Raw genomic sequence first — 20,418 nt, 5'->3', positions numbered from 1 at the left:
TGAATGGTAAAGATCCATAATTGAGGCCTGAAATTCGGCTGAAAATTTTTGAGTCATAGATAAGTTCTCCTTATTAATTTCACAATTTTAACATAGAGACCGTGTCCGGAATATCAGACTAACACCAATGATGTAAGTAAATCATAATCGTACACAAGATCGTGTGACGTCATATGTCTAGCAACGTATGTAGACTTACCGCTAGCTGGATAGCCTACTACTATATGTATCTGCATAGCTCTCTCACGTCCTTTGTTCTTCTTAACCCATTCTCTACGTGTCTTAAGGTTATGACATCGTTGGCACAACGTCTCAAGATTATCTGTATTAAGTCTGTCTTCCCAATCATCTTCACTCGGAACAATGTGATCAACTATGTTTCCTTCAAGTCCACATCTTACACAGGTTGAGTAGTCACGTAGTAGGACTTGTTCACGTGTATGTCTCCATGCTGTGGTCTTGTAAAAGGATACGTACTCTTTGTTCTCACGGTTCCGCTTTTGATTGTATGCCTTATCTGTTTCAGTTCGAGTCTGGTAATCAATAGGAACTAACTGCCGTCTTCCATTGATAACCATTAGCTTCTTTGGCTTAGACATTTAAAAGTACCGGTAGGACTATCCGCCACCAGTTCCATGTAATGAATCCAAGTATTTTAGCTACCACAAATATTAATGTGAGAACTGATAAGAAACTAAAGTTTCCTTGGGTTGCAACATTATCTTTGTCCATGATTCACTATTTCTCCCTCTTGAAAGTATGAGTATTTACTATCTAAATATGGATTCTTATCCCAGCCTTGATGTAACAAGATTGGACAATTAGTATCATCAGACCAATGACTTAGACTCATGCTGTTAACTCCATCGGGTTTATTAGTGTCTGTCACATAATGATAATCAAAGTTATATATTCCCTCAATACGTTTACCTAAGTCGTCATATATAATTGGTGCTTCATTAGGATGTATGATTACTTTCATATTTATGCCTCCCGTCACAACTTAAACTTATAACCTAAATAATCTGAAATCTTATTTAGACTCTTTTCTTTAACTGAATAAGTATGTCCATCAATATTCACGTAATAAAGTTTCCTATACTTTTTATATCCTTTAGTAATTGACGAAATAAGATTAGGGTCAATATAAGCATCGTTTGAAACTAATGAACCTTTTTCAAAATAGTAATATTTAATCTTTAACATAGTTTTTCCTCCAAAATAAAAAGCCGATAGACCAATGTCTACCAGCTAGTGCGTACTAGATACGCGATTAGCCATTGAACTCTAACACTCATTCCTTTTAAGGTACTGTCCTAAGTACCACTGGCTTAATAGTGTGAGTGGGATTCGAACCCACGACCTCACCCGTCCTGCTTAGAGAACTAAGCCTACTTAAAGACTCGCCACACTACTTTAAATCATATATTAAGTCGCTACTCTGATACATGACTTTGTTGTTTATTTACAAAAGGAAAAATGAGGTTTTCCTTTATATTCTATGCTCATTTTCCGCTGAGCAATGTGAGACTTGGGAATCGAACCCAAAGTTAATTAAAGGTGTACGTAAAATAATATTAAGTCCTGTGGGAGGAATGTCTATCTAAAATTGGTCTTTATTAACTGGCTACCATAGCCATCTCACAGAAGTAAGACGCTTTCCACACGTCTTACATTGTCGATTAAATAGCGATTACCACAACGCTATTTTAAAATATAGTTTGAGGGATATATTTTGCATTTTATTTAGATGGTTAGTATCTCTGCCAATCATCTATGCTACTAATTTACTACCAAAAGTACCGTTAAAAAGCTCAATAAAAGCTCAATATTACGGCTCGAACATTCCTAGCTTTTGTGACAAATCTAATAGAAATTTAGTACGCATACGTTTAGCAGTAGCAATTGAAACATTTACTTTATGTTGTATTGATAATCCACTGATCGTATACGTTGGATGTTCCTTAAAATATAATTCATCAACGATAGTCCTGGTATCTTTATCGGTCGCTAAATAACAGTCTGTCACTGCACTCTTTTGACGTTCTAACATTCTTAATCTCATGTCTTGATCAAGTGTCACCACATATGTTTCTTGTGGACGTGACACTTTAGAACTCTTTCCACCTCCTACATTTTCATCTATTTCTTTAGGCGGATAAGCAAGTTCTAACTTGCGTTCTTTGATGTACTCATCAATGTGCGGATAATCTTTTAATACGTTCTCACACCTATTTCTAATATCTGATCTAATAATGTTCACTCTCCCCTACTTAAAATGCATTGATATTTTAATAACTCCAAGTGTTATAGCAAACAATAATAAAATAGTTGTTGTACTAAGATAGGTTATTTTTTTGGTAATTTCATCTGTGGATATAATAAGAATCATAGCAATCGTTGAATAAATTGATAAAAATATTACTGTCGAAATCATTCCTTCACCTACTTAATAAATGATTTGATTAGATAATAGTTCGGTGCTACTGCTTGTTGGATAGCTGTTCGAATATCAAGAAATGCTGAAACAAATATAATTAGTATGGCAATCCCAATTATTACTACAACTGGAACTGCTATGATTCCAAGCATACTTATATCTGGATCGTCGTAATTTTCAAAAAACATTGAATCTTTTTTATTCTGATTTGCATTTTTAATGGTTCTAATAATGAAATAAACAACCAGTATACAAAAAGCCATTACTAGTAAATCATAGATTGCTCCTGTAATATTCTGTCTAACGTACTCTGCTGCAATTTCGTGATACCCTTTTGGAATTTGTTTCTCCAAAACCTTAGATAAATGTACAATTTCGTTCGATAAATTATTCATTTCTTAGTCTTCCAATCTTCATCGGGGATTACAAACTGACTGCCATCTTGATAAGTAACAATCCAATCACCTTGACTAAGAAATACTTGAAGTCCATTAATATTAATCAGGTATATGCCATAGTCATATGCATAAACTCCAATTCTGGACATCATTTCTTCGTCCCAAGAATCAAATTGAACTGCTTTGACAATCTTCTTATCGTTTCCAACCTCCACATAAGTCTTTTTAAAAATATCATCAGCAATCGGCCAATGATTACCATTTACACCAGTTACAATCCAGTCACCAATCTTCATTCCTAGCCACCCGTCTGGAGTTTCAATTCTGAAAGGTAAAATGTATGCTCCATCATAATCAACGTGATACTTTTCAGCCATCTCTCTACTATTATCAAACTGTTCTGCTTGAATGGTTGTTACTTTCTTATATGTTTTAATCATTAGATTTTCCAATCCTCTCATAATTAATAATTGTAGAAATTGCTGTACATGTTTGAATCATTGACATTACTACATCATCTAAATTAAGTTCAGGGCTGAGTTTCTTATATATTTCTTCTGTTTTCTCATCAAAATCACAAAAGTAAAAGTGAGAAAATATTCTGCATAACTCTATACGCTTCTTGACTGACAGTTTTTTGGACATTAATTCAAGCTCATTGAACATGTAGCCATCGTCAGTAATCTTTGACCAGTCTTTGCTGATGTAAAATATCAACCCATCATTAATCTCATCTACTGCATTAGTTGATACTTTGAAACTATTTAATCCATACTTTTCTAAATTGTATATACTCATTTCTCCACCTCATAACCATATCTAATAGCTTCAATACATTTATCTAGCCATAGTAAATAACACATTCATCTGAATCATACTCAATGCTCTCAATATTCCTTAGACTAAAAATGTAGTTTTCTTTTAATGACATAACTTCTACTGTTCCATAGTCTTTATAAAAAGTAATTTTTGGTTTATCATCTTTTTGAAATATGACTACACTCGTTCTTGTTTTAACGTTTAATATTGCTGTTTGAAACTCATTAGGTGCGTCATTAATACTTGATTTACTCTTAACTTCTTCTTTATTCATCATCTGCCTCCACTGGAACAGCGAAAGCCATATATCTTGGGTCAATATCTTTAATTTCTTGTTCAGTAAATTCAGTTTGATAGTTTTGGGCTAAGCGACAGCCGTCTAGTGTTAAGAAAGTGTTTAACTTGTTTCTGTTGAGATAGCTGCCGTCATTATTTTTAATCAGTTGTACATAATATTTCTGTTCAGGAAATTTAGCATTACCACAGTAGAAATCTGCAATGTCCTTAGCCAATTGATTGTTTTCATTAGTATATTCACGGCAATATTTTTCAGACAATGCATGGCAATCACCATCATCACCACCAATACCATTAATTAGGGTAATAGCTGATAAGAAACCGTTGTCTTTTGCTTCCTCTAGTTCCTTACGTTCTTGCTTACTATATCCTTTTAAAATTCTCATATTTTCCACTCCTTGATATCCCTTTTCTTTTTTAACGTATTTGACTAATTTTTGAACCAATTCATCTATAGAATCATTGACCCATGTTACTCAACCTTCACAAGTCTAAAGCGGTCTGTGTGTTTTCTAAGCTTGTATTTTTCGGTATGATAGTAGCTAATTGTTTGGACTGTTTTGTGTGTTAATTCAGCAAGTTCTTTGATTGTTCCCACCCCGATGTAATCACCGTTTTTGAACATCCTGTATTTAGAATTCCTACGTTTTTTTCTTTTATCATCGAAGGTGTGCCAGATAGTATCATTAAGATACCCACAATTGATGTATCTTTGCAGTCTGTATTCTTTGATTCCTAAAATGTCGGCAATTTCCTGCTTAGTCATTTTTGAATTTAATAGTTTCTGCGCAACTTTTAGATCAATCCCAAGGGGAGACCTATTTTCAATAGGATCGTCCCCATCGTTTAAGAATTTTCTAATCGCTACTAAGCGATTATCGTTAATCGGACACTTGAGTACTGTTCCATATTCGGCTTCGATTTCTAGTACCGTGCTTACTACTGCATTAGTCATTTTCTATTTCCTCCACACTCATTATGATTTAAAACCATAACCCACCAACTCCTCGTCAATAATTTTTAGTGCGTCTTCTGGTGAACGTGCTATACCGTGAATTATATGATCAGACATCAATTGATTATGAAACTGTATCTGGTCTGGGCGTGGTCTACCTGTTGGTGTTTTAATCTCAAGGTAAAATATCTTACCGTTTGAAATTTTATATCCGTGTAAATCCGGATAGCCATTTGGTAATCCTGTTTGAAAAAACTTTCCATTTGGTAATCTCACACTACCAACATTTGCCCTAAATATTCTGCAATTATCTAAACTTACAGCAACGCGAATATCATTTTGAATTTCTTGCTCTGATTTACTCATAATATTTCGTACACTTCGGTACACTAGCTTGGGACACTATTTCTCTTACTGCCACATAGGATTAACTTCATTTTGACACTGGGACACTAATTTTTCTTATCCCCTATATATACCTAATATATATATATATATAACCTATACTACTTATTAGTGTACTTAGTGTCCTTATATTTATATAAGACATGGGGCTCTAAGAGTTTCGACCGGACACTAAGTTAAATATTAGTGTCCCAATGTGTACACAAGTGTACTAATCTCTCCTATAACCTCGCTTTGGATGATTTACATAGCTCCAACCAGCTTTATTATCCATAACATATTTAATCTTTTTAGATAGTCTACGATTCTTAACTAAACTTGTTTCGCCTAAGAACTTTGCTATTTGATTACTGCTAACAAAATCATCAGGATATTTTTTAAGGAAGTATTCAATCTGAGTTTCTACTTCATCTACATACATGAAGTCTTCACGATACTTAGCTAATTCTTGTTCTTGTTTTCGACTTAAGCCGAAGTCAAAACCATGTTGATAATAGCTAACAAATTCACCCCACATTTGATTGATAACTTCATCAGTTAGATCATCAAATGGTGTTTTCTTTTGACGTGTACCATCTACCTTTACGGGCAAGAATCTACGTTCACCAGTTCTATCTTTTAAATAAGTCATCTCATTAGTTGTTCTAGCTAAAACGAAATTTTTAGGATAGCGGATTGAAGTTTTACCGTAAGGTGGACGAAATTCCAATTCCTGGGCTGAAACAAATTTCTTTAAACTTTCAAAACTACTATTATTTGTAGCTGTCATTTCATCATCATTAGCAATCAATGATCGCAACATAACTCCGAAATTATCCTTATCCTTGAAGTCTGTGAACTGATCTGTGTACCATTCACGTGCCATTTTTCTAAGAAATGTAGTTTTACCAGCTCCTTGTCCTCCTACTAAATCAAGAACAAAGTCAAACTTAATTTCAGGTTCATAAGCCTTAGCAACTGCACCAACGAAAAAAATTTTTGTAATTAATGTCGTAATATCGGATTTTTCTACCCCTAAAAACTTAGGTAAGAAATCATCAACTCTGTGTTTCCCATCCCACTGTGTATAAACAAAGTCGAAATAATCAACCACAGGGTTGTACCTACGCTTACGGGCGTCATTTACTACAGCCATTTGAAATAAATTTCTATTAAATAATAGGTGGTAGTTATCTTCGATATATCTAAGAATTGATGGATCATAGTCATCTAACATTTGTCCTTTATCAATTCTTAAATCAGGTACATCTTTAACCACTCCAATTTCATGTGTGAAGTCATTAAATGCAAAGATGTTTCTTAACACTTTGTCATGTTCCAGTATCAAACCAATATTTTTTAAACTGTTTGTTTTAATATTATCTTTTTCGTTTAATTCAAAATCTAATGGCATTTGTACCACTTTATTTTCATGTTGCATTTTGGATAATTTACTTATACTACTTTTCAATTTTGCTTCCAATAGAATTTAGAGCCTCCCTTCTTTTAATTTCTTTTTGAACCATTGATTCAAAAGTTCGTTCAAACTCTTTAGCTGGTAGCGACTTAGATGTATTCTCGTTCGCCTGTTTAGCAAGTTCGTATGCTGTTTCTACTTCTACATTGCGGAATAGTAACCCACCCACAAAACTCGCTAGGGCGTTATTTCTACCACCAGTTTCGCCTAAACCATGAACTATTGATTCAAACAATTCAGACGTTGCTGTTTTCTCATCACTAAATTGATAATTACCTGGTTGATAGTTTGATTTATTGACTGGTCGTTTATTGATTAGTTCAATTAATTCACGGCTTGGTGTCACAATCGGATTGTGATTAAACCACGTATACCTCTTACCATTTCGTTCACTAGGTGCGATCATGAAATAATTATTAACGTGAGCTTTAACATCAACTCCCGGAAGCCAGCCAATGTGTTGAGACATATCTATATCGGGACGTTTAAAATAAATCATTTGTCTACCACCACTAGAAGTAGTCTGTTCAAGCGTTGGTATTAATAGATCCTTATGCTCATATTCTTCAATTGATTTAAATCCATCGTGTCCATGAGCTTCCTTAGTATCTATATCAACTACAAATATGTTTATCGTTCTAATTGCTATTTGTGCATACGGAAATTGTTTCCATAGTTGTCTAACCTCATCAGGTTTTAAAGGTGGCTTATCTGCAAAAGTGATCAGTGGTTTCTTATCTAACATTGGAAGGACACTTAAGCCTTTTTCGGCATAAGCGACTGCATAATTAACTAAATTTCTCATGTCCTTCCCCTCCTAATTTATCGGGCATTTCACCCGTTCGGCATATACGTTACTGCGCTAATTGGTTTTTAGAATGGAACATCATCATCTGAAACTTCTGGTGCATCTTTAGCATCAAATGGATCTTCTTTAATTTCTTCAAATTCATATTCCTTATATGGATATTGAGGATTTTTTTTATTTTCACGAATTTTCAAAGTCATCTTAAATTGTTTACCAACCGCTTTACTAAATTCGTGTACCATAATTTGCATGCTGTCCCAAGCATCGTCAGAAATAGCTACTCCTAAAACTGCTGCTAAACGTGCTACGGTTTTGATGTTTCTATCGATTACGAAATCGGGCAAAGGTTGACCCTTAGATGTGACTTCATCTAAACCGATGTTGATGAATTCGATACGCCTTGTGTTGTCACCTTCAATAACTTGAGCTTTCATGCTTAGTTGTCCGTAATCAGATTCTTGTACATTTTCAACTGCCATATGATAATCACCGGCTGGTAGTCCTTCATACCCGTTGATATCGTCCTTTGTTGCATCAAAATTACTCATTACGTTTTTAGCTCTATCTCTTAAACTCATTAATTCTTACCATCCTTATTATTTGTTGTTGTTTGTGCTGGAGCATCTTTTATCAATGCACCAGGTATTGCCATTAAAATTCTTAAAATCTGTGGATCATCAATTTCTGATTGTTTGTATTTACGTCTAATGTCTGTGACTGTTCGGATATAGCTCTTTCCTAAATGTTGAGTTCTAATAACTAAGTCACAGTTACCATTTACGACGTTATAGTATTTTTGCTTTAAAGCTGGAACTGGAATTAGATTTTGATTCTCATCTGTCTTCATATCTTCACGACTGATATAGATGATGTTCATCGGCAAAGCCTTTAGATCCATAACCATTTCTGAAAGCATGGAGTTGAAAATTGCATAACCTTTTCCATAACCAATATCAGAAAGTGATTTAACATTGTTTTCCATACAGATTGCTTGTTCTAGCAAAACCGTGACATCTTCAATTACATCGATTACAACTGTCTTAAAAGTGTTCTGTTCAGTTCTTAAAGCCAAAATGTATTTATCCAAAATGTCTATAACTGATGTGGTTAATTTCCCTTTTGTATCAACGTAATTCTTCAACGCGATTGTAGGACGCGTACCAGAATTCTTCTCATTACCATCGGTACTGAATACGATTGAATCAGGAAACGCTGATGCCAGATAACTTTTACCGCTCATTGTTGCTCCCCAGATAAAGAAGTTTCTCGGGGTGTTGTGCGGTTGATGTGGTTTGTTTTCGGGTAGAATTGACAATTTATAACCCCCTTGTTGAATATTTGTACAGTACTTTTAACAACTCTGCTTCATTCTTACCAACACCGTTTAACATCGTATTAACACGGCATTGAAGCATTAACGAAACTTTAGCAATCGGCTTTGAGCCGTCCATTTTATAAACCCACAATTGTTGATTAGGTCTGTCAGGATGACTTGATGCTAGTTCAGTTCTGTAACCTAATTTATTAATTTCTTGAATCAAAACTTCTGTGGTTCGTCTCATTTAATAAATCCCCTTTGCTTTGCATAGAAAAATACCCAACCTGGCTTATAATTCTTGAATTTTCCATATGCTTTGATTTCTTCATAACTTTTTAAATCTTTAGGCCTTTTGTCAGCTATCTTCCTAGTCAAACTGTCATTCATAATTAATTTAGCTTTACGTAGCCGTTCTTCTTTGACCTTTTCAAGTTTGGCATCTTCAACTACTTCCAACACTTTTTCTTCTATTAAGTCAGCACCACAGAATGGACAATTGTCGCCTTTGCGATAGAATGTTGCAAAACATTTAGGACATGTCGTTACCGGTTTGATTTCATCCCTGGAGTGATCAGACTTTTCTTTTTTATTTCCTTCTAATTTCCAATGATGTGGTTCAGTCGGTAGTCCAAACCTATTAACATTTCCAACGTGGTCAATAATGATTGCTGTCTTACCTTTACGCGGATTCATGCATCGCATAGCAAATTGCAAATATAGCGACAATGACTGCGTAGGACGTAGCATAATCACCACATCTACATTCGGTAGGTCTAAGCCCTCTGTAAAAAGTTCAGCGTTGGTAACTACTTGAATTTTTCCGTTTCGATAATCATTAATTATTGAATCACGTTCATCTTTAGGAGTATTACCGCTCACTGCCTTTGCTACTACTCCATTAGCGTTCAGCTCACCTGCCAATCGTTCTGCACTTGCAACATTATATGTATAAGCAATAGCTTGTTTGCTACCACCTAACTTCTTGAAAGTGTTGACAGCATTGCCATAAACTTTAGGTTTGAATGCTTTCTCAATAGATTTTTCATCAAACTCACCATTACTCTTAGTTTTAAGTTGTGAAACATCTAATTGAACCGGTGCATAGTAATCGACTGGTGCTAGGAATCCATCCTTAATCAATTGTTTTATTGAGTTCCCTAGTATCAAATCGTCTGCTACTTCTTCAAATCCTTCGCCGTTTAAGCGATATGGTGTTGCTGTGAACAATAGTTTTAATGCATTAGGAAAGTTATCAAGTATTCGTCTATAGCTCTTAGCAAGCACATGGTGTGCCTCATCGACAAATATAATTGAGGGCGGTTTTAACTTGTCTACGTGTCTTGTTATGGTTTGAACCATTCCAATTTTTGCAAGTGACATATCAACGCCTTGAGTCTCGAAAGTTCTAATAACTTGATCAACAATTTCTTTACGATGAACAATGAATAAAATTCTATTGCCTTTATTTGTTGCTCTACGAGCTATTTCAGCCATGATTACTGTTTTCCCAGTTCTTGGCGGTTGTTGCACTATAATCGATCTATGACCCTGGTCAAATGACTTGTAGATTTTATCGATAGTTGATAACTGATAATCTCTTAGTTGAAACATTTATTGCTCACTTGTATGAATTGTATAAACTGCGTCGATAAATTCTTGAGCCAAATCACCAAATCCTGCCAATTGTTCATCTTTAGTGTCATATCCATTAATCAAAGCAAGTGCTTTATACGTTTCAAGTGCTTCCATATATGTGATTTCCAATTCTGTGGAAATTTGTTTGATTTCACGTGCAGTTCCTGTGATATCTTCTTTTTTTAAATAATCTCCTCTAGGTGCTTGATGACTTAATGTTCCCATTTTATCTAATCCGTAAAGATGAACTGGTACTTAATTCAGCACCTGGTACATCTTTTCCTTCCTTTAATAGTTGTTTGATTCTGGTTTTATCTGGTGCCACCACAGTTTTAGTTAAGTAAGCTGGAATCAAACTTTCATCAGGAATTCTCACAGATGGGGCGTTATTTTGAATATAAATAGTAAATTCATTTGTTTTGATCTTAGTCTTTCCTGTAGTTTCCATAGCCTCTTGTAGGTTTTGCTTTAAAATCTTACGATTATTACTAATGGATTTAGCACGTGCAGATAACCTACTAGCTTCATCTTTAAGAGCTTTTTCATCCTTATCTAACTCTTTATCAACCTTTGCGTAACCAACGGCCTTATCCTCGATAGCGTCTGTAATAGAATCCATCGTGTCACTGAAAAGCGTTGGGTCTGTATCTTCTGATAATTCAAGCAGTTTATGATAACTACCCGTTAATTCATATAATGTTGCCATTTATTTATTCTCCCTCTGTGATATAATTTGTTTGTTAATTAATATAGTTAGTTTGTCGTTCTCAATTGCTGTTGAGAGCGACTTTTTTTGTTCATTCATTTCGCCAGCTAATCTAAGAAATTCATGTACGTGCCAGTGAGTCGGTTCACGATTAACTAGAACCCTCATCTGTCCGAATTGAACAGCTACATCTATAAGCTTTTCTATTTCAGTCATTTATTCGCCTCCCTTCTATGAATAGTAATGCTCAAAAGCTTCTCTAACTACTGTTTCAGCCCTAGCCTTATCAATCATCAAGTCATCTCGATAATGCTTTAAACGCTCAATATGATAGGCTATTGATTTGTTTTCAATTTCTTGGACGTTTTCCACATACTTCTTAGCTTCGTACGTTTCAATCTGTTCGGACTTACGTCCAATTTCTTCGCCGATTCGAACGAACTCATCTAAGGCATTCTCGATCGCTACCACGTCTTTATTGATATTCATGGTTAGCCTCCTGGAATGCTTTAATTAGCTTGCTTTCAATGTCATCATTCTCAGATTTATAACGGCTGTTCGTGACTTGCAGTCTTAAAATACAATTGCTGTATGCCTCCTCATCGTCTCGACTCTCAGCATTTGCCTGGAGCTGTCTTTGTTCATCGATTAAGGTTTCAGTGTATTTAATCGTTCTATTCATCTGTTTGTGTTCGGATAGTAATTCACTAAACTCTTTAGAATTCACGTGGTTCATCTCCCGTCAGTTTGTCATCAATCATGACATCGTAAGGTTCAGTGTCACGAATTGGATCGTACTTCTTGCTTGTAATATCTGGATAGTCATCATTCAACTGATCATCTCCTCTGATATAATCTTCCTTGAGAAAGGAAGTGATAAAAATGGGATTAGAATTAAACGGTTTTGATGATCTTTCTAAACAATTGGATGAGTCAATTAAAAAGGTTCATGACTTTGCTGGTGATCATCAAGTATCCTTTGATGACATGTTTATTGATTCATTTGTTCAAAAATATACAAAATACAATGATATGAATGAATTCTTTAAAGCTGTTGGCATTGTCGATAATGAAAGTTTCGATAAAATGCCTGACGCAACTTTAGATAAACATGTTTCTGAAAATACTAAGTTCTCCACTTGGGAAGAAATGCAGAACAAGGCATTGGAAGAATACGTCACTCGTCAAATCGGATTTTAGCTTTAAATTCATCAATTTCTTTTAAGACACTCGCCAGCTCTTCGGATAAGGCCTGTGCCTTTTTTAATTTCTTTGCTAACTCATCAATGTTGGTTATTCGATACTTAATCTTCTTATCCATATCCACATCCCTCCTCTACATATAGAAATCTGTATATTTTTTTAGCCACTTTTTTAATCCACCAGCCTTAGTAAGCTGGTAAGTCACGAACCAGACTAAGATTGGTAACCATATAATCATTGGTACTGGAATACTTCTCATAAAACTTTGCTCCCACGCTTGTTTTTTTATAAATCTTTAATGTAATCGTCTATTTCATTCGGATCATAAAGCTTGGTGCCACCTACTATGTGGAATGGAAGACCTGGTAAATTCTCACGAATCGTACTATCTGCCATATTTAAATAGTTTGGTAAATCTTTAGTTCGTAACCATTTGCGTGTTACGGCTTTAATGACTTGATCTCTCAATATTTGAAACTGCCGTTCGCTTAGCAGCATTTCAATCGGTCTAACTTCTTCCATTGTTTAGACCTCCTTCAACAAACCCTTGATCAATAGCCCATTGGGTTGCATTACCCTGTTTATCAATAAAATTAGCTTCAATAAGTTTTTTATATAACTCTGCTTTACTTAAATTAAATCCTTGTTTTCTTGTAAACTTGTAAGCATCTTCCACTAAAGGTGGATAAATAATATTAGTCATTAGTATTCGTTCTCCCAAACTTTATTTTTAATAGCCATATCTTTAACCACAGCCATGTAGATTTCCTTTAAGCGTTTATCACTTTCAATTACATCAAGCTTATTGGCCTTATCACGTTTGCTCTTTGAAGCACCTTCTAATGCCATGTTCTTACGTAAGTTAGTAAGTCTGGTCTTCAAGTTAGATCCAGCACGTTTGTCTGTTTCATCGTAGATTGATTTTGCTACATCTCGATAGGCTTCGTATCCACCTTGAGTAATGGCAATCTTTTTAATAATTGATTGAGATGTTTTACGCCAATCAGTGGTATTTAATGAAACGATTTCTGCAATGTTATCAACCTTGTGGTTAAGTTTCTTATTTTCTAATTCATTAGCTGCCACCGTTTGGAAAATTTGATTGAACATTTTTAGTTCTGGGCTTAGTTCATTAACATCGATTTGATTTTGCTTATATTCCTTTTCGACTTCAATAAAATATTGACGTGCTTGTTTACCTTTATCGTTTCGTTGAATCATAGAAATTTCCTTCGCCATATCCAATGTCATTGCATATTCAGTTCTGGGACGACCTCCATTACTTTTCCCCGAAATTGGGGTAAAGTCCTTACCCTCTTCAAAACCATAATTAGTCATGTCTTTAAACCATGTCGAAAAGTCTTTTCCTACTTCTAAAAATCCATGTAAGTCTCTTCCGCTTACTAAAATGTTTCCTTGTTCATCTGTACTTGTTGGTATTAATTGATTCATTACTTTCTTCCTTCTTCTACGTTCAATTTATCTCTAAAAGAGATAACACTTCCAAAAAAAATAGCATTCATCGGATATTTATATAATTCAGAGAATCGAGACATATATTTAATAGGCATATTACCAGCATCTTTTTCCCATTTAATTATTGTCATTCGATTGACTCCCATGATATTTGCAACATCATTCTGTGTTAATCCTTTTCTTACTCGTAAAGCTTTTAAAGTCATCATTTGTTCAAGTGGCATCATGTCACCTCCTTTCAACATAGATTAGTATATATCCCTAAAAGAGATAATGCAACATTTAATTCTCTTTTAGGGATATAAAGGTGGCTTTTTGTGTTGATTATATGACTTTAAGTGATATACTAAATTTATAAATATTAAGTAGAAAGAAAAAATAAAAATCATGACTGAAGACTTAAAAAATATTATTGGAAAAAATATCAAAAAGTATCGTGAATTGCATAATGAAACAACATCTGAACTTGCTGAATCTATCGGAGTTGCTCAAAGTGCTGTTAGCAATTGGGAAAATGGAAATAAGATGCCTAGAGCTGGCTCGATTGAAAAGTTGGCCGAACACTGGAATATCTTAAAAAGCCAAATACTAACATCTAGTAATGAGCCTCAAGACTCTACCCCCGAATTACGTGCAATTCAACGTGGAGCTCGTCAATTATCTAAATCCGATCAAGAAAAATTAATTAAGATGATGAAAATTACATTTGATAAATTAGACAATGATAATTTCGATGAGGATGACAGTGATGACGACTTATAGAGATGCAAACTATGCTCTTGCCCAAAAATCTGCATATGATCTCTTGGAAACTTTAGGAATAAGCAATTTACCTATTTCAGTTAAAAAAGTTATTAGAGTATTTCCCAATTTGCATTTACAAAGATATGACCAATATGCAAAAAGCTTGCAATGTTCTGAGCAAGAAGTTGCTAAATTATTACAAAGCGATGATGGAGCATTATGGTATAACGCTGATGACAATGATTATATTATTTTCTATAATGCAAAAATTGATTCCAAAGAAAGAATTCGATTCACACTAGCCCATGAATTAGGACACTATATTCTCAGACATAATGAAGAATCTAACGAAACAATCGTTTCTAGATATTTGCTTCCAGAAGGAAAATATCGAATCTATGAGCGAGAAGCAAATTACTTTGCAAAACGATTTTTGGCCCCAATCCCAGTAATAGATGGCTTTCTTTCGTATAATAATTATAGAATTGATCAGTTTGATATCGAGTCAATATTCAATGTCAGCTTTTCAGTAAGTGGTCATATCATTGACGATTTAAATAGACGTAAGCAATATGGCTTACATGGAGTCAAAACAAAATTAACAAATCAGTTTGATCTTTTAAATTTCGGATTAGCAAAAACGACTACGTGTAAAACATGCAATTATTTACTTCTTAAAGATACTGTCATTTGTCCAATATGTGGGACTAAACAAAATCCCCAATATATTAATTACTTATTTTTGAGCAAAAGTTGGAGGAATAACTTAATGAATTATAAAAAACCTTGCAGACTCGATAAAGATGGAAAAGCAATTATTTGTCCCGTGTGTGGCAATGAAGAAATTACAAATGGTCCAATATGTCCAATATGTGGAACTTATTTGATTAATAAATGTTCTGGTTGCTCTGTAACTTCAGAATTTGATGATATTGACGATATTAAATATGCGTGTTTAGAGTCTCCAAATGGATGCAATATGCTTCTTCCAAGTAATGCTAGATACTGTACTCAATGTGGTTGTATGTCTACTTTTTACTTACAAGATGTTTTGTCAGATTATACTGAGGAGTTTAATTCGGAATCAGATTCAAAACTAAAGGCTATTTAGTACATCCTTTTCTGATATACTTATACTGATCAAATATATATTTATGGGGGAAATTATATTATGGATAAAGAAAAGGTAAAAAAGCCACTATATAAAAAATGGTGGTTCTGGGTTGTACTTGGCGTGTTTATTATTGCAATTGCCTACCTAATGATACCTAAGGAACAGGCGACTTTAAGTATTGATACTAAAAATATCACCCAACAAGCCGACGGAAAGGCAAAGTTTAAATTTAGTACCAATGAGGGTAATAAATATAAAATCATTAGAATTTCTGATGGTGCCGTTTATGGACCTAAGGTAGCTGAAACTGGTTCTGTAAATATGACCCTTTATAATTCAGGTGAATTTAAAATAATCTCATATTTTAATAATCAGAAGATTTCTAAAAAGTTTACTATTCATCCATATGTAAATAAAAAAGCATCTACTAAATCTGAATCTTCAAGCTCTAAACCAATGGATTTTGGTAAAGGCGATATGGTTGGCAATAGTGATATGGTTGCTTCAATTACTGTTAATTCAGTGCAAAAGGTTGATCCAGATGATGTGTCTGTTACCGATATATCTCATAATTATTCAGGTATGCAACAATATGTAATTGTTAATTATACTGTTAGTTCTGTTAAGGGAGACATTCCACTGGATGATTTTGATGGATCAGAACTATCTGTTGCAGATTCCAACGGAACAATTGGTACTCAATCATCAAATAGAGACAATGGTATACCTGATACTTTATCTGAAGGGCAAAATGCTAATTTAAGAATTGGTGTCGGGCTAAAACATTCAGGAAATGAAGTAACAATCAAATTTAATGACTTGACCTGGAAGGGGCAAATCCAGTAATTTCAACAAAAATAAATCTAAGTCTCGAGTAGGCTTATTTATTTTTGCCAAAATAAAAAAAGCCACGCAATTAAGCGTGACTGGAAGGACTCTATTAAGAGCAACGAAGAATCTAAGAAAGATTAAAAATCTTTATTTGTCTATCAGAATCTATTAGCATTTGAGAACTCTGTTTACGAGCTAACCTTTTAACTTCTAAGTAGGACTTTTCCTCTTCTGATTTTTCAAAGGGAATTAAAACCTGACTTAATTCGTCAAAATCCGAACCAGCGCTATAGTAAAAATATCCACAATCAATTAATTTATTATCAAAGTCATAGATGTAAACTCTCTGTGGTTCATTACTATTGAAAAAGAATTCTTGTGCAGATTTAACATCGAAGTCAGGTAGTCCACTTCTATTTCTTGCTCTTAAAATTAACCAATTAATAAACTTTTTAAACAATGGAAAAACAGTAAAGTCTAAAACAACGCTTATTAGTAATACTAAAAACATAGTGATAGCTATCGCTAAGTAGTTGCCTTGCTGAGCATGTGGTATAAAATTTGCTATCACTAAATATAAAAGATAATTTACACCGCCAAGCATAATAACAAAATATTTTTTATCATCCTTACTATCTTTATAGAAGTCTACTACATCTAACTTTGTTAATATATTGTAATTTAAATATCCTAAACTACCAGAAACTATAAGTGATGATATTAATGACGTTAAGTTCATATAGCCCTCCTAATGTATCCTATATAATATTATATCACGTATAGCATAGCAACTGTGTATACTTAATATCAAATTTAAGGAGGTGATGCCCTACTTACTCTCAAAGTTTGCTCCCACGCTTACTTAGGAGAAAATAAAATGACAGAAATAAAAAAATATAAAAAAGCAAATGGTGAAACATTCTACAAAATAAGAGCTTACCTTGGTACTGATGAGAGAACTGGCAAGGAAGTTAGAGCTATAAAAAGTGGAATTAAAACAAAAAAAGAAGCTCAAACATTGTTATCCAAAATGAGATTGGAATTTGACAATAAGAGCTTCTCAGAATATAGAAATTTATCATTTAAGGATATTTATCTTAAATGGTTTGATCAATACAAAATGACAGTTAAGGAATCCACATATTCCAAAACTGATGAACATTTTACACTTCACATTTTACCAGAAATTGGCAAAACAAAAATATCGAAATTGACTACTGTGCAAATTCAGCTGGCAGTAAACAAATGGTTTAAACAAAGTTTAACGAGATATAAGAGATTCTACAATTATATCAATAGAGTGCTTACATGGGCTTACAAGATGCAAATAATTGAAAGCAATCCTGCCAATAGAGTTATTTTGCCCGTTAATACCGCTCAAATAAAAACCATGGACGAAAATTATTACGATTTATCTGAACTTAAACACTTTTTTGAGTGCCTCCATGACATGGATAATGATATTGCTGAAGTCTATTTCAGAGTATTAGCATTCACAGGTATGCGTAAAGGTGAATCTCTCGCTCTCTTATGGACTGATGTCAACTTTGAAACTAACCAGATTAATATCAATAAAACTCAGTCACAGGGTGAAAATGGACGTCTATTAGTTAATACTCCTAAAACACCTACAAGCATCAGAACTGTGGATGTTGACCCTAAAACCATGGAAATATTAAAGCATTGGCGCAATGAACAAAGAAAACAATTGTTGATGTTAGGATTCAATGCCACTGACAATAATCAATTAGTCTTTTCGAATATAAAAAATGAAATGTTCGTACCAACTACACCACGTAAATGGTTAGTAGATACAATTGATCGCTTTGACTTAAAAAAAATAACGGTTCATGGATTTAGACGTACTTTTGCTACATTAGCTTTCGAAGCCGGTGCAACTATTAAAGAAGTACAATCACAGTTAGGCCACAAAAACTATAAAACAACAATGGATATTTACACGGAAGTTACTTCAAAGCAAAAAAAAGAAACTGCCGAAAAGTTTGCCAGCTATGTGTCGTTTTAGACATCGGACCAAAAGCCGGACCATTCTACAGTTTCAAGCGTTGAAACCCTTGATATAATAAGGATTTATTGATGTATTTATTGGGCATATTGGGTTCGAACCAATAAATTGCGGATTCAGAGTCCGCTGCCTTACCATTTGGCGAATGCCCATTGACTTTAAAACTAACAATAAAATGTTATAAAAAAAATGGCCTAATGTCAAGAGTAATCTGGTATCTTGAACCCTTTTGTCAAAAAAACATCCCGAATTTTAATCGAGATGTTTTTTATTTTCTCATTAATGTTATGCTTCTTGCTTTGTTTCTATTTCTGAAGTCTCTTCAGCAAGTGATTCACGGTCCAAGATTTCAATAGCTTTGTCTAATGATTCGAAAATCTCGGTATTCAACAGTTCTAGTATTGGACTCAATCTTTTATATTCGTGTGCAAGTAAATTCTTATTCAATTGTTCAGCGTTGATTCGACCTAACTTCAAGTTATAATCCATTAATGCATTTATACGAATCTTGGAATTATCCAATTCGCATAATAAATCATCAATTTTATCTAAATCGTAAGTCCTAGTAACTTTGTCTGTCCTATTATCCATGATGTGACTCCTCCTATATTTGTTTACAATTCAATTCTAGTGGCTTTACAAATTAAAACTACCCTATGTTCCAAAACGTACATATACATAATTTGTAAAAGTCAATTAGATTTTAAATAAATTCCAATATTATATATTTTTATTATAAAAAATTATATACATAATATTTTCAGAAATTATACGAATGTGTTACACTTATCTAGTTTCGCTACTGGAATCAATTAAAATTAAGGAGATATCAACAACCACATGCATTTATCTACAATTGAAAAGCGTAATTATTTGATTGGCTTTGCTTTCATAATTTTTATGGTAGCAAGCGCAACTATTCTCAATGATATGGAAATCATTTTGCCCGAAATTGGGGCTTTGACAGCTGGTACTTGGATTTATCAAAATGGTGGCTGGATCAAACAGCCTACAAAAATCTTTTTGGCACCTTCGGGAACAGCTATCATTGGTTTTTTAATCAATCAATTATCAATCACTTATGCTGAAAAGGTATTGTCAGGATTGCTCTTAATGCTAATTTTACTGCGGTTGCTCCATTCCAATTTAGCGCCATCATTTGCGACCGGACTTTTGCCAATCATCATTAATGCCACACATTGGTCTTTTATTGTCGCAATATTGCTGTTCACTTCTGCTTTAATGTGTGGCGTTTTCCTTCAAGGACAGTACAAACAAGCCACTCTTAGCAATCCAATTAAAAATAAACATATGCTAGTATTTACGATTATGACAATTATTTGAGTCGGTGCCGTTTGGTTCTTTGGATTTTCACAAATGGCTGCCATTCCACCCGTTATGGTCGTCTTCTTTGAAGTTTTACAAAAGCCTGACTAAAAATGGCAAATGGCCACGAAACATTTTATTGCTTTAGTTGGTGCTGCCAGTATCGGTGTTGCAGTTCATTTAATCTTTGCTTCATGGCTCATTTCAACGATTATTGCCTTACCGCTAGTCTTTGTTTTGTTGCAATTGTTAAAAATCAATCTACCAGCTGCTTTTGCATTTCCACTACCGGCTCTAGTTTTACCTAGCAATATGTTTCATATGCTACCAGTTACCGCTATTATCGCGACGATCTTTTTCTTAGGTACGATTGTCCTTTTGAAAAAATTTAGCGTTTCATATGACTTATCTTCACAAGAGAATAATTAAATAAAAATCATCCGTTGAAATTAGATAAACTC

The 20,418-nt window shown here is 34.0% G+C and carries 37 protein-coding genes and 1 tRNA gene; 7 read left to right on the top strand and 31 right to left on the bottom strand.

Annotated elements, in window-relative coordinates:
- Window positions 1–113: 113 nt before the first annotated feature.
- From FHL05_RS12815 to FHL05_RS03835, 22 genes are all read right to left on the bottom strand, one after another.
- Window positions 114–578, bottom strand: coding sequence for an HNH endonuclease (locus FHL05_RS12815; protein WP_420838733.1), 465 nt, complete (start codon window positions 576–578; stop codon window positions 114–116).
- A gap of 140 nt (window positions 579–718) precedes the next feature.
- Complete coding sequence (locus tag FHL05_RS03935) at window positions 719–982, bottom strand: hypothetical protein (RefSeq protein WP_153522090.1); 264 nt, start codon at window positions 980–982, stop codon at window positions 719–721.
- A 14-nt stretch (window positions 983–996) separates the two neighbouring features.
- Window positions 997–1,206 (bottom strand): hypothetical protein, encoded by a 210-nt coding sequence (locus tag FHL05_RS03930; protein WP_153522088.1) that lies wholly within the window; start codon window positions 1,204–1,206, stop codon window positions 997–999.
- A gap of 625 nt (window positions 1,207–1,831) precedes the next feature.
- Window positions 1,832–2,263 carry a transcriptional regulator gene (locus FHL05_RS03925; RefSeq protein WP_153522086.1) on the bottom strand — a complete coding sequence of 144 codons (432 nt, stop codon included), beginning with the start codon at window positions 2,261–2,263 and terminating at the stop codon, window positions 1,832–1,834.
- Between the two features lie 182 nt (window positions 2,264–2,445).
- Window positions 2,446–2,835, bottom strand: coding sequence for a hypothetical protein (locus FHL05_RS03920; RefSeq protein ID WP_153522084.1), 390 nt, complete (start codon window positions 2,833–2,835; stop codon window positions 2,446–2,448).
- Window positions 2,832–3,278 carry a PGDYG domain-containing protein gene (locus tag FHL05_RS12520; protein ID WP_238706869.1) on the bottom strand — a complete coding sequence of 149 codons (447 nt, stop codon included), beginning with the start codon at window positions 3,276–3,278 and terminating at the stop codon, window positions 2,832–2,834. The genes FHL05_RS03920 and FHL05_RS12520 overlap by 4 nt, the downstream gene beginning before the upstream one ends.
- Window positions 3,271–3,636 (bottom strand): DUF1828 domain-containing protein, encoded by a 366-nt coding sequence (locus FHL05_RS03910; protein WP_153522082.1) that lies wholly within the window; start codon window positions 3,634–3,636, stop codon window positions 3,271–3,273. Before FHL05_RS03910 ends, FHL05_RS12520 begins: the two co-directional genes overlap by 8 nt.
- Before the next feature lie 43 nt (window positions 3,637–3,679).
- Window positions 3,680–3,931 (bottom strand): hypothetical protein, encoded by a 252-nt coding sequence (locus FHL05_RS03905; RefSeq protein ID WP_153522080.1) that lies wholly within the window; start codon window positions 3,929–3,931, stop codon window positions 3,680–3,682.
- Window positions 3,924–4,340 (bottom strand): DUF1642 domain-containing protein, encoded by a 417-nt coding sequence (locus FHL05_RS03900; protein ID WP_153522078.1) that lies wholly within the window; start codon window positions 4,338–4,340, stop codon window positions 3,924–3,926. Before FHL05_RS03900 ends, FHL05_RS03905 begins: the two co-directional genes overlap by 8 nt.
- Before the next feature lie 86 nt (window positions 4,341–4,426).
- The gene (locus FHL05_RS03895) at window positions 4,427–4,909 is read right to left on the bottom strand and encodes a hypothetical protein (RefSeq protein WP_153522077.1); all 483 of its coding nucleotides are present in this window, start codon (window positions 4,907–4,909) and stop codon (window positions 4,427–4,429) included.
- Window positions 4,910–4,930: 21 nt separating this feature from the next.
- A complete protein-coding gene (locus tag FHL05_RS03890) occupies window positions 4,931–5,275 on the bottom strand; it encodes a VRR-NUC domain-containing protein (RefSeq protein ID WP_153522075.1) in 345 nt (114 codons plus the stop codon).
- A gap of 250 nt (window positions 5,276–5,525) precedes the next feature.
- Entirely contained in the window at window positions 5,526–6,734 is a 1,209-nt protein-coding gene (locus tag FHL05_RS03885; RefSeq protein ID WP_420838732.1) for a virulence-associated E family protein, read from the bottom strand.
- 19 nt (window positions 6,735–6,753) lie between these two features.
- Window positions 6,754–7,575, bottom strand: a complete 822-nt coding sequence (locus tag FHL05_RS03880) for a bifunctional DNA primase/polymerase (protein ID WP_153522071.1) — start codon at window positions 7,573–7,575, stop codon at window positions 6,754–6,756.
- A gap of 68 nt (window positions 7,576–7,643) precedes the next feature.
- Complete coding sequence (locus FHL05_RS03875; RefSeq protein ID WP_153522069.1) at window positions 7,644–8,156, bottom strand: hypothetical protein; 513 nt, start codon at window positions 8,154–8,156, stop codon at window positions 7,644–7,646.
- Entirely contained in the window at window positions 8,156–8,893 is a 738-nt protein-coding gene (locus FHL05_RS03870; RefSeq protein WP_153522067.1) for an AAA family ATPase, read from the bottom strand. Before FHL05_RS03870 ends, FHL05_RS03875 begins: the two co-directional genes overlap by 1 nt.
- A gap of 1 nt (window position 8,894) precedes the next feature.
- Window positions 8,895–9,140, bottom strand: a complete 246-nt coding sequence (locus FHL05_RS03865) for a hypothetical protein (protein ID WP_153522065.1) — start codon at window positions 9,138–9,140, stop codon at window positions 8,895–8,897.
- Window positions 9,137–10,507 (bottom strand): DEAD/DEAH box helicase, encoded by a 1,371-nt coding sequence (locus FHL05_RS03860; RefSeq protein ID WP_153522063.1) that lies wholly within the window; start codon window positions 10,505–10,507, stop codon window positions 9,137–9,139. Before FHL05_RS03860 ends, FHL05_RS03865 begins: the two co-directional genes overlap by 4 nt.
- The gene (locus FHL05_RS03855; protein ID WP_153522061.1) at window positions 10,508–10,756 is read right to left on the bottom strand and encodes a hypothetical protein; all 249 of its coding nucleotides are present in this window, start codon (window positions 10,754–10,756) and stop codon (window positions 10,508–10,510) included. It lies immediately after the preceding gene.
- Between the two features lies 1 nt (window position 10,757).
- A complete protein-coding gene (locus tag FHL05_RS03850; protein WP_153522059.1) occupies window positions 10,758–11,237 on the bottom strand; it encodes a siphovirus Gp157 family protein in 480 nt (159 codons plus the stop codon).
- A complete protein-coding gene (locus FHL05_RS03845; RefSeq protein ID WP_153522057.1) occupies window positions 11,238–11,453 on the bottom strand; it encodes a hypothetical protein in 216 nt (71 codons plus the stop codon).
- A gap of 15 nt (window positions 11,454–11,468) precedes the next feature.
- Window positions 11,469–11,726 carry a hypothetical protein gene (locus FHL05_RS03840; protein ID WP_153522055.1) on the bottom strand — a complete coding sequence of 86 codons (258 nt, stop codon included), beginning with the start codon at window positions 11,724–11,726 and terminating at the stop codon, window positions 11,469–11,471.
- Entirely contained in the window at window positions 11,713–11,973 is a 261-nt protein-coding gene (locus FHL05_RS03835) for a hypothetical protein (RefSeq protein ID WP_162000197.1), read from the bottom strand. Before FHL05_RS03835 ends, FHL05_RS03840 begins: the two co-directional genes overlap by 14 nt.
- Before the next feature lie 146 nt (window positions 11,974–12,119).
- Between FHL05_RS03835 and FHL05_RS03830 the strand changes: the two genes are divergently transcribed.
- A complete protein-coding gene (locus tag FHL05_RS03830; protein ID WP_153522051.1) occupies window positions 12,120–12,437 on the top strand; it encodes a hypothetical protein in 318 nt (105 codons plus the stop codon).
- Here FHL05_RS03830 and FHL05_RS03825 read toward each other — a convergent pair.
- The 6 genes from FHL05_RS03825 to FHL05_RS03805 are packed head-to-tail and all read right to left on the bottom strand — an operon-like array spanning window position 12,415 to window position 14,140.
- Window positions 12,415–12,558 (bottom strand): hypothetical protein, encoded by a 144-nt coding sequence (locus tag FHL05_RS03825; RefSeq protein ID WP_153522048.1) that lies wholly within the window; start codon window positions 12,556–12,558, stop codon window positions 12,415–12,417. The genes FHL05_RS03830 and FHL05_RS03825 overlap by 23 nt on opposite strands.
- 15 nt (window positions 12,559–12,573) lie before the next feature.
- Window positions 12,574–12,699 carry a hypothetical protein gene (locus FHL05_RS12680; RefSeq protein WP_274596047.1) on the bottom strand — a complete coding sequence of 42 codons (126 nt, stop codon included), beginning with the start codon at window positions 12,697–12,699 and terminating at the stop codon, window positions 12,574–12,576.
- A gap of 26 nt (window positions 12,700–12,725) precedes the next feature.
- Window positions 12,726–12,962 (bottom strand): hypothetical protein, encoded by a 237-nt coding sequence (locus tag FHL05_RS03820; protein ID WP_153522046.1) that lies wholly within the window; start codon window positions 12,960–12,962, stop codon window positions 12,726–12,728.
- Window positions 12,949–13,143, bottom strand: a complete 195-nt coding sequence (locus FHL05_RS03815; RefSeq protein WP_153522044.1) for a hypothetical protein — start codon at window positions 13,141–13,143, stop codon at window positions 12,949–12,951. Before FHL05_RS03815 ends, FHL05_RS03820 begins: the two co-directional genes overlap by 14 nt.
- Entirely contained in the window at window positions 13,143–13,892 is a 750-nt protein-coding gene (locus FHL05_RS03810; protein WP_153522042.1) for an antA/AntB antirepressor family protein, read from the bottom strand. The genes FHL05_RS03815 and FHL05_RS03810 overlap by 1 nt, the downstream gene beginning before the upstream one ends.
- Window positions 13,892–14,140 carry a helix-turn-helix transcriptional regulator gene (locus FHL05_RS03805; RefSeq protein ID WP_056945173.1) on the bottom strand — a complete coding sequence of 83 codons (249 nt, stop codon included), beginning with the start codon at window positions 14,138–14,140 and terminating at the stop codon, window positions 13,892–13,894. The genes FHL05_RS03810 and FHL05_RS03805 overlap by 1 nt, the downstream gene beginning before the upstream one ends.
- Window positions 14,141–14,303: 163 nt before the next feature.
- Between FHL05_RS03805 and FHL05_RS03800 the strand changes: the two genes are divergently transcribed.
- Genes FHL05_RS03800 through FHL05_RS03790 form a run of 3 tightly spaced genes read left to right on the top strand, consistent with a single transcriptional unit; the run spans window position 14,304 to window position 16,620 of the window.
- Window positions 14,304–14,678, top strand: a complete 375-nt coding sequence (locus FHL05_RS03800) for a helix-turn-helix domain-containing protein (protein ID WP_153522038.1) — start codon at window positions 14,304–14,306, stop codon at window positions 14,676–14,678.
- Window positions 14,665–15,771: an ImmA/IrrE family metallo-endopeptidase gene (locus FHL05_RS03795; RefSeq protein WP_162000196.1), complete on the top strand. Its 1,107-nt coding sequence runs from the start codon at window positions 14,665–14,667 to the stop codon at window positions 15,769–15,771. The genes FHL05_RS03800 and FHL05_RS03795 overlap by 14 nt, the downstream gene beginning before the upstream one ends.
- A 60-nt stretch (window positions 15,772–15,831) precedes the next feature.
- Entirely contained in the window at window positions 15,832–16,620 is a 789-nt protein-coding gene (locus FHL05_RS03790; RefSeq protein WP_057887013.1) for a hypothetical protein, read from the top strand.
- 112 nt (window positions 16,621–16,732) lie between these two features.
- Here the strand turns inward: FHL05_RS03790 and FHL05_RS03785 are convergent, their stop codons facing one another.
- Window positions 16,733–17,344, bottom strand: coding sequence for a hypothetical protein (locus tag FHL05_RS03785; protein ID WP_153522034.1), 612 nt, complete (start codon window positions 17,342–17,344; stop codon window positions 16,733–16,735).
- Window positions 17,345–17,482: 138 nt separating this feature from the next.
- Between FHL05_RS03785 and FHL05_RS03780 the strand changes: the two genes are divergently transcribed.
- Window positions 17,483–18,631 (top strand): tyrosine-type recombinase/integrase, encoded by a 1,149-nt coding sequence (locus tag FHL05_RS03780; RefSeq protein WP_153522032.1) that lies wholly within the window; start codon window positions 17,483–17,485, stop codon window positions 18,629–18,631.
- An 80-nt stretch (window positions 18,632–18,711) separates the two neighbouring features.
- Here FHL05_RS03780 and FHL05_RS03775 read toward each other — a convergent pair.
- Window positions 18,712–18,783: transfer RNA gene (locus tag FHL05_RS03775), tRNA-Gln, on the bottom strand.
- A 133-nt stretch (window positions 18,784–18,916) separates the two neighbouring features.
- Window positions 18,917–19,222, bottom strand: coding sequence for a hypothetical protein (locus FHL05_RS03770; RefSeq protein WP_153385768.1), 306 nt, complete (start codon window positions 19,220–19,222; stop codon window positions 18,917–18,919).
- 249 nt (window positions 19,223–19,471) lie between these two features.
- On the opposite strand from FHL05_RS03770, the gene FHL05_RS12515 reads away from it, so the two are divergent.
- A complete protein-coding gene (locus tag FHL05_RS12515; protein WP_238333988.1) occupies window positions 19,472–19,975 on the top strand; it encodes a hypothetical protein in 504 nt (167 codons plus the stop codon).
- A 102-nt stretch (window positions 19,976–20,077) separates the two neighbouring features.
- Window positions 20,078–20,386 (top strand): hypothetical protein, encoded by a 309-nt coding sequence (locus FHL05_RS12510; RefSeq protein ID WP_238333987.1) that lies wholly within the window; start codon window positions 20,078–20,080, stop codon window positions 20,384–20,386.
- Window positions 20,387–20,418: the final 32 nt, after the last annotated feature.

This window comes from Companilactobacillus halodurans (assembly GCF_009600995.1).
In the GTDB taxonomy this organism is placed as follows: Bacteria; Bacillota; Bacilli; order Lactobacillales; family Lactobacillaceae; genus Companilactobacillus; species Companilactobacillus halodurans.
Note: the sequence above shows the minus strand (reverse complement) of the source record. Positions and strands in the feature narration are given on the sequence as shown.

What these genes read in the sequence shown, in the direction of transcription:
- FHL05_RS03810 (WP_153522042.1), bottom strand. Translation starts at nt 13,892, where the DNA reads ATGAATCAATTAATACCAACAAGTACAGATGAACAAGGAAACATTTTA.
- FHL05_RS03785 (WP_153522034.1), bottom strand. Translation starts at nt 17,344, where the DNA reads ATGAACTTAACGTCATTAATATCATCACTTATAGTTTCTGGTAGTTTA.
- FHL05_RS03890 (WP_153522075.1), bottom strand. Translation starts at nt 5,275, where the DNA reads ATGAGTAAATCAGAGCAAGAAATTCAAAATGATATTCGCGTTGCTGTA.
- FHL05_RS03935 (WP_153522090.1), bottom strand. Translation starts at nt 982, where the DNA reads ATGAAAGTAATCATACATCCTAATGAAGCACCAATTATATATGACGAC.
- FHL05_RS03855 (WP_153522061.1), bottom strand. Translation starts at nt 10,756, where the DNA reads ATGGGAACATTAAGTCATCAAGCACCTAGAGGAGATTATTTAAAAAAA.
- FHL05_RS03885 (WP_420838732.1), bottom strand. Translation starts at nt 6,734, where the DNA reads ATGCAACATGAAAATAAAGTGGTACAAATGCCATTAGATTTTGAATTA.
- FHL05_RS03930 (WP_153522088.1), bottom strand. Translation starts at nt 1,206, where the DNA reads ATGTTAAAGATTAAATATTACTATTTTGAAAAAGGTTCATTAGTTTCA.
- FHL05_RS03850 (WP_153522059.1), bottom strand. Translation starts at nt 11,237, where the DNA reads ATGGCAACATTATATGAATTAACGGGTAGTTATCATAAACTGCTTGAA.
- FHL05_RS03920 (WP_153522084.1), bottom strand. Translation starts at nt 2,835, where the DNA reads ATGAATAATTTATCGAACGAAATTGTACATTTATCTAAGGTTTTGGAG.
- FHL05_RS12680 (WP_274596047.1), bottom strand. Translation starts at nt 12,699, where the DNA reads ATGAGAAGTATTCCAGTACCAATGATTATATGGTTACCAATCTTAGTC.
- FHL05_RS03865 (WP_153522065.1), bottom strand. Translation starts at nt 9,140, where the DNA reads ATGAGACGAACCACAGAAGTTTTGATTCAAGAAATTAATAAATTAGGT.
- FHL05_RS03800 (WP_153522038.1), top strand. Translation starts at nt 14,304, where the DNA reads ATGACTGAAGACTTAAAAAATATTATTGGAAAAAATATCAAAAAGTAT.
- FHL05_RS03770 (WP_153385768.1), bottom strand. Translation starts at nt 19,222, where the DNA reads ATGGATAATAGGACAGACAAAGTTACTAGGACTTACGATTTAGATAAA.
- FHL05_RS03830 (WP_153522051.1), top strand. Translation starts at nt 12,120, where the DNA reads ATGGGATTAGAATTAAACGGTTTTGATGATCTTTCTAAACAATTGGAT.
- FHL05_RS03815 (WP_153522044.1), bottom strand. Translation starts at nt 13,143, where the DNA reads ATGACTAATATTATTTATCCACCTTTAGTGGAAGATGCTTACAAGTTT.
- FHL05_RS03905 (WP_153522080.1), bottom strand. Translation starts at nt 3,931, where the DNA reads ATGAATAAAGAAGAAGTTAAGAGTAAATCAAGTATTAATGACGCACCT.
- FHL05_RS03790 (WP_057887013.1), top strand. Translation starts at nt 15,832, where the DNA reads ATGGATAAAGAAAAGGTAAAAAAGCCACTATATAAAAAATGGTGGTTC.
- FHL05_RS03780 (WP_153522032.1), top strand. Translation starts at nt 17,483, where the DNA reads ATGACAGAAATAAAAAAATATAAAAAAGCAAATGGTGAAACATTCTAC.
- FHL05_RS03875 (WP_153522069.1), bottom strand. Translation starts at nt 8,156, where the DNA reads ATGAGTTTAAGAGATAGAGCTAAAAACGTAATGAGTAATTTTGATGCA.
- FHL05_RS03880 (WP_153522071.1), bottom strand. Translation starts at nt 7,575, where the DNA reads ATGAGAAATTTAGTTAATTATGCAGTCGCTTATGCCGAAAAAGGCTTA.
- FHL05_RS03900 (WP_153522078.1), bottom strand. Translation starts at nt 4,340, where the DNA reads ATGAGAATTTTAAAAGGATATAGTAAGCAAGAACGTAAGGAACTAGAG.
- FHL05_RS03895 (WP_153522077.1), bottom strand. Translation starts at nt 4,909, where the DNA reads ATGACTAATGCAGTAGTAAGCACGGTACTAGAAATCGAAGCCGAATAT.
- FHL05_RS03910 (WP_153522082.1), bottom strand. Translation starts at nt 3,636, where the DNA reads ATGAGTATATACAATTTAGAAAAGTATGGATTAAATAGTTTCAAAGTA.
- FHL05_RS03840 (WP_153522055.1), bottom strand. Translation starts at nt 11,726, where the DNA reads ATGAATATCAATAAAGACGTGGTAGCGATCGAGAATGCCTTAGATGAG.
- FHL05_RS12510 (WP_238333987.1), top strand. Translation starts at nt 20,078, where the DNA reads ATGGCCACGAAACATTTTATTGCTTTAGTTGGTGCTGCCAGTATCGGT.
- FHL05_RS03860 (WP_153522063.1), bottom strand. Translation starts at nt 10,507, where the DNA reads ATGTTTCAACTAAGAGATTATCAGTTATCAACTATCGATAAAATCTAC.
- FHL05_RS03825 (WP_153522048.1), bottom strand. Translation starts at nt 12,558, where the DNA reads ATGGATAAGAAGATTAAGTATCGAATAACCAACATTGATGAGTTAGCA.
- FHL05_RS12520 (WP_238706869.1), bottom strand. Translation starts at nt 3,278, where the DNA reads ATGATTAAAACATATAAGAAAGTAACAACCATTCAAGCAGAACAGTTT.
- FHL05_RS03845 (WP_153522057.1), bottom strand. Translation starts at nt 11,453, where the DNA reads ATGACTGAAATAGAAAAGCTTATAGATGTAGCTGTTCAATTCGGACAG.
- FHL05_RS03835 (WP_162000197.1), bottom strand. Translation starts at nt 11,973, where the DNA reads ATGAACCACGTGAATTCTAAAGAGTTTAGTGAATTACTATCCGAACAC.
- FHL05_RS03805 (WP_056945173.1), bottom strand. Translation starts at nt 14,140, where the DNA reads ATGCCACTTGAACAAATGATGACTTTAAAAGCTTTACGAGTAAGAAAA.
- FHL05_RS12815 (WP_420838733.1), bottom strand. Translation starts at nt 578, where the DNA reads ATGGTTATCAATGGAAGACGGCAGTTAGTTCCTATTGATTACCAGACT.
- FHL05_RS12515 (WP_238333988.1), top strand. Translation starts at nt 19,472, where the DNA reads ATGCATTTATCTACAATTGAAAAGCGTAATTATTTGATTGGCTTTGCT.
- FHL05_RS03795 (WP_162000196.1), top strand. Translation starts at nt 14,665, where the DNA reads ATGACGACTTATAGAGATGCAAACTATGCTCTTGCCCAAAAATCTGCA.
- FHL05_RS03820 (WP_153522046.1), bottom strand. Translation starts at nt 12,962, where the DNA reads ATGGAAGAAGTTAGACCGATTGAAATGCTGCTAAGCGAACGGCAGTTT.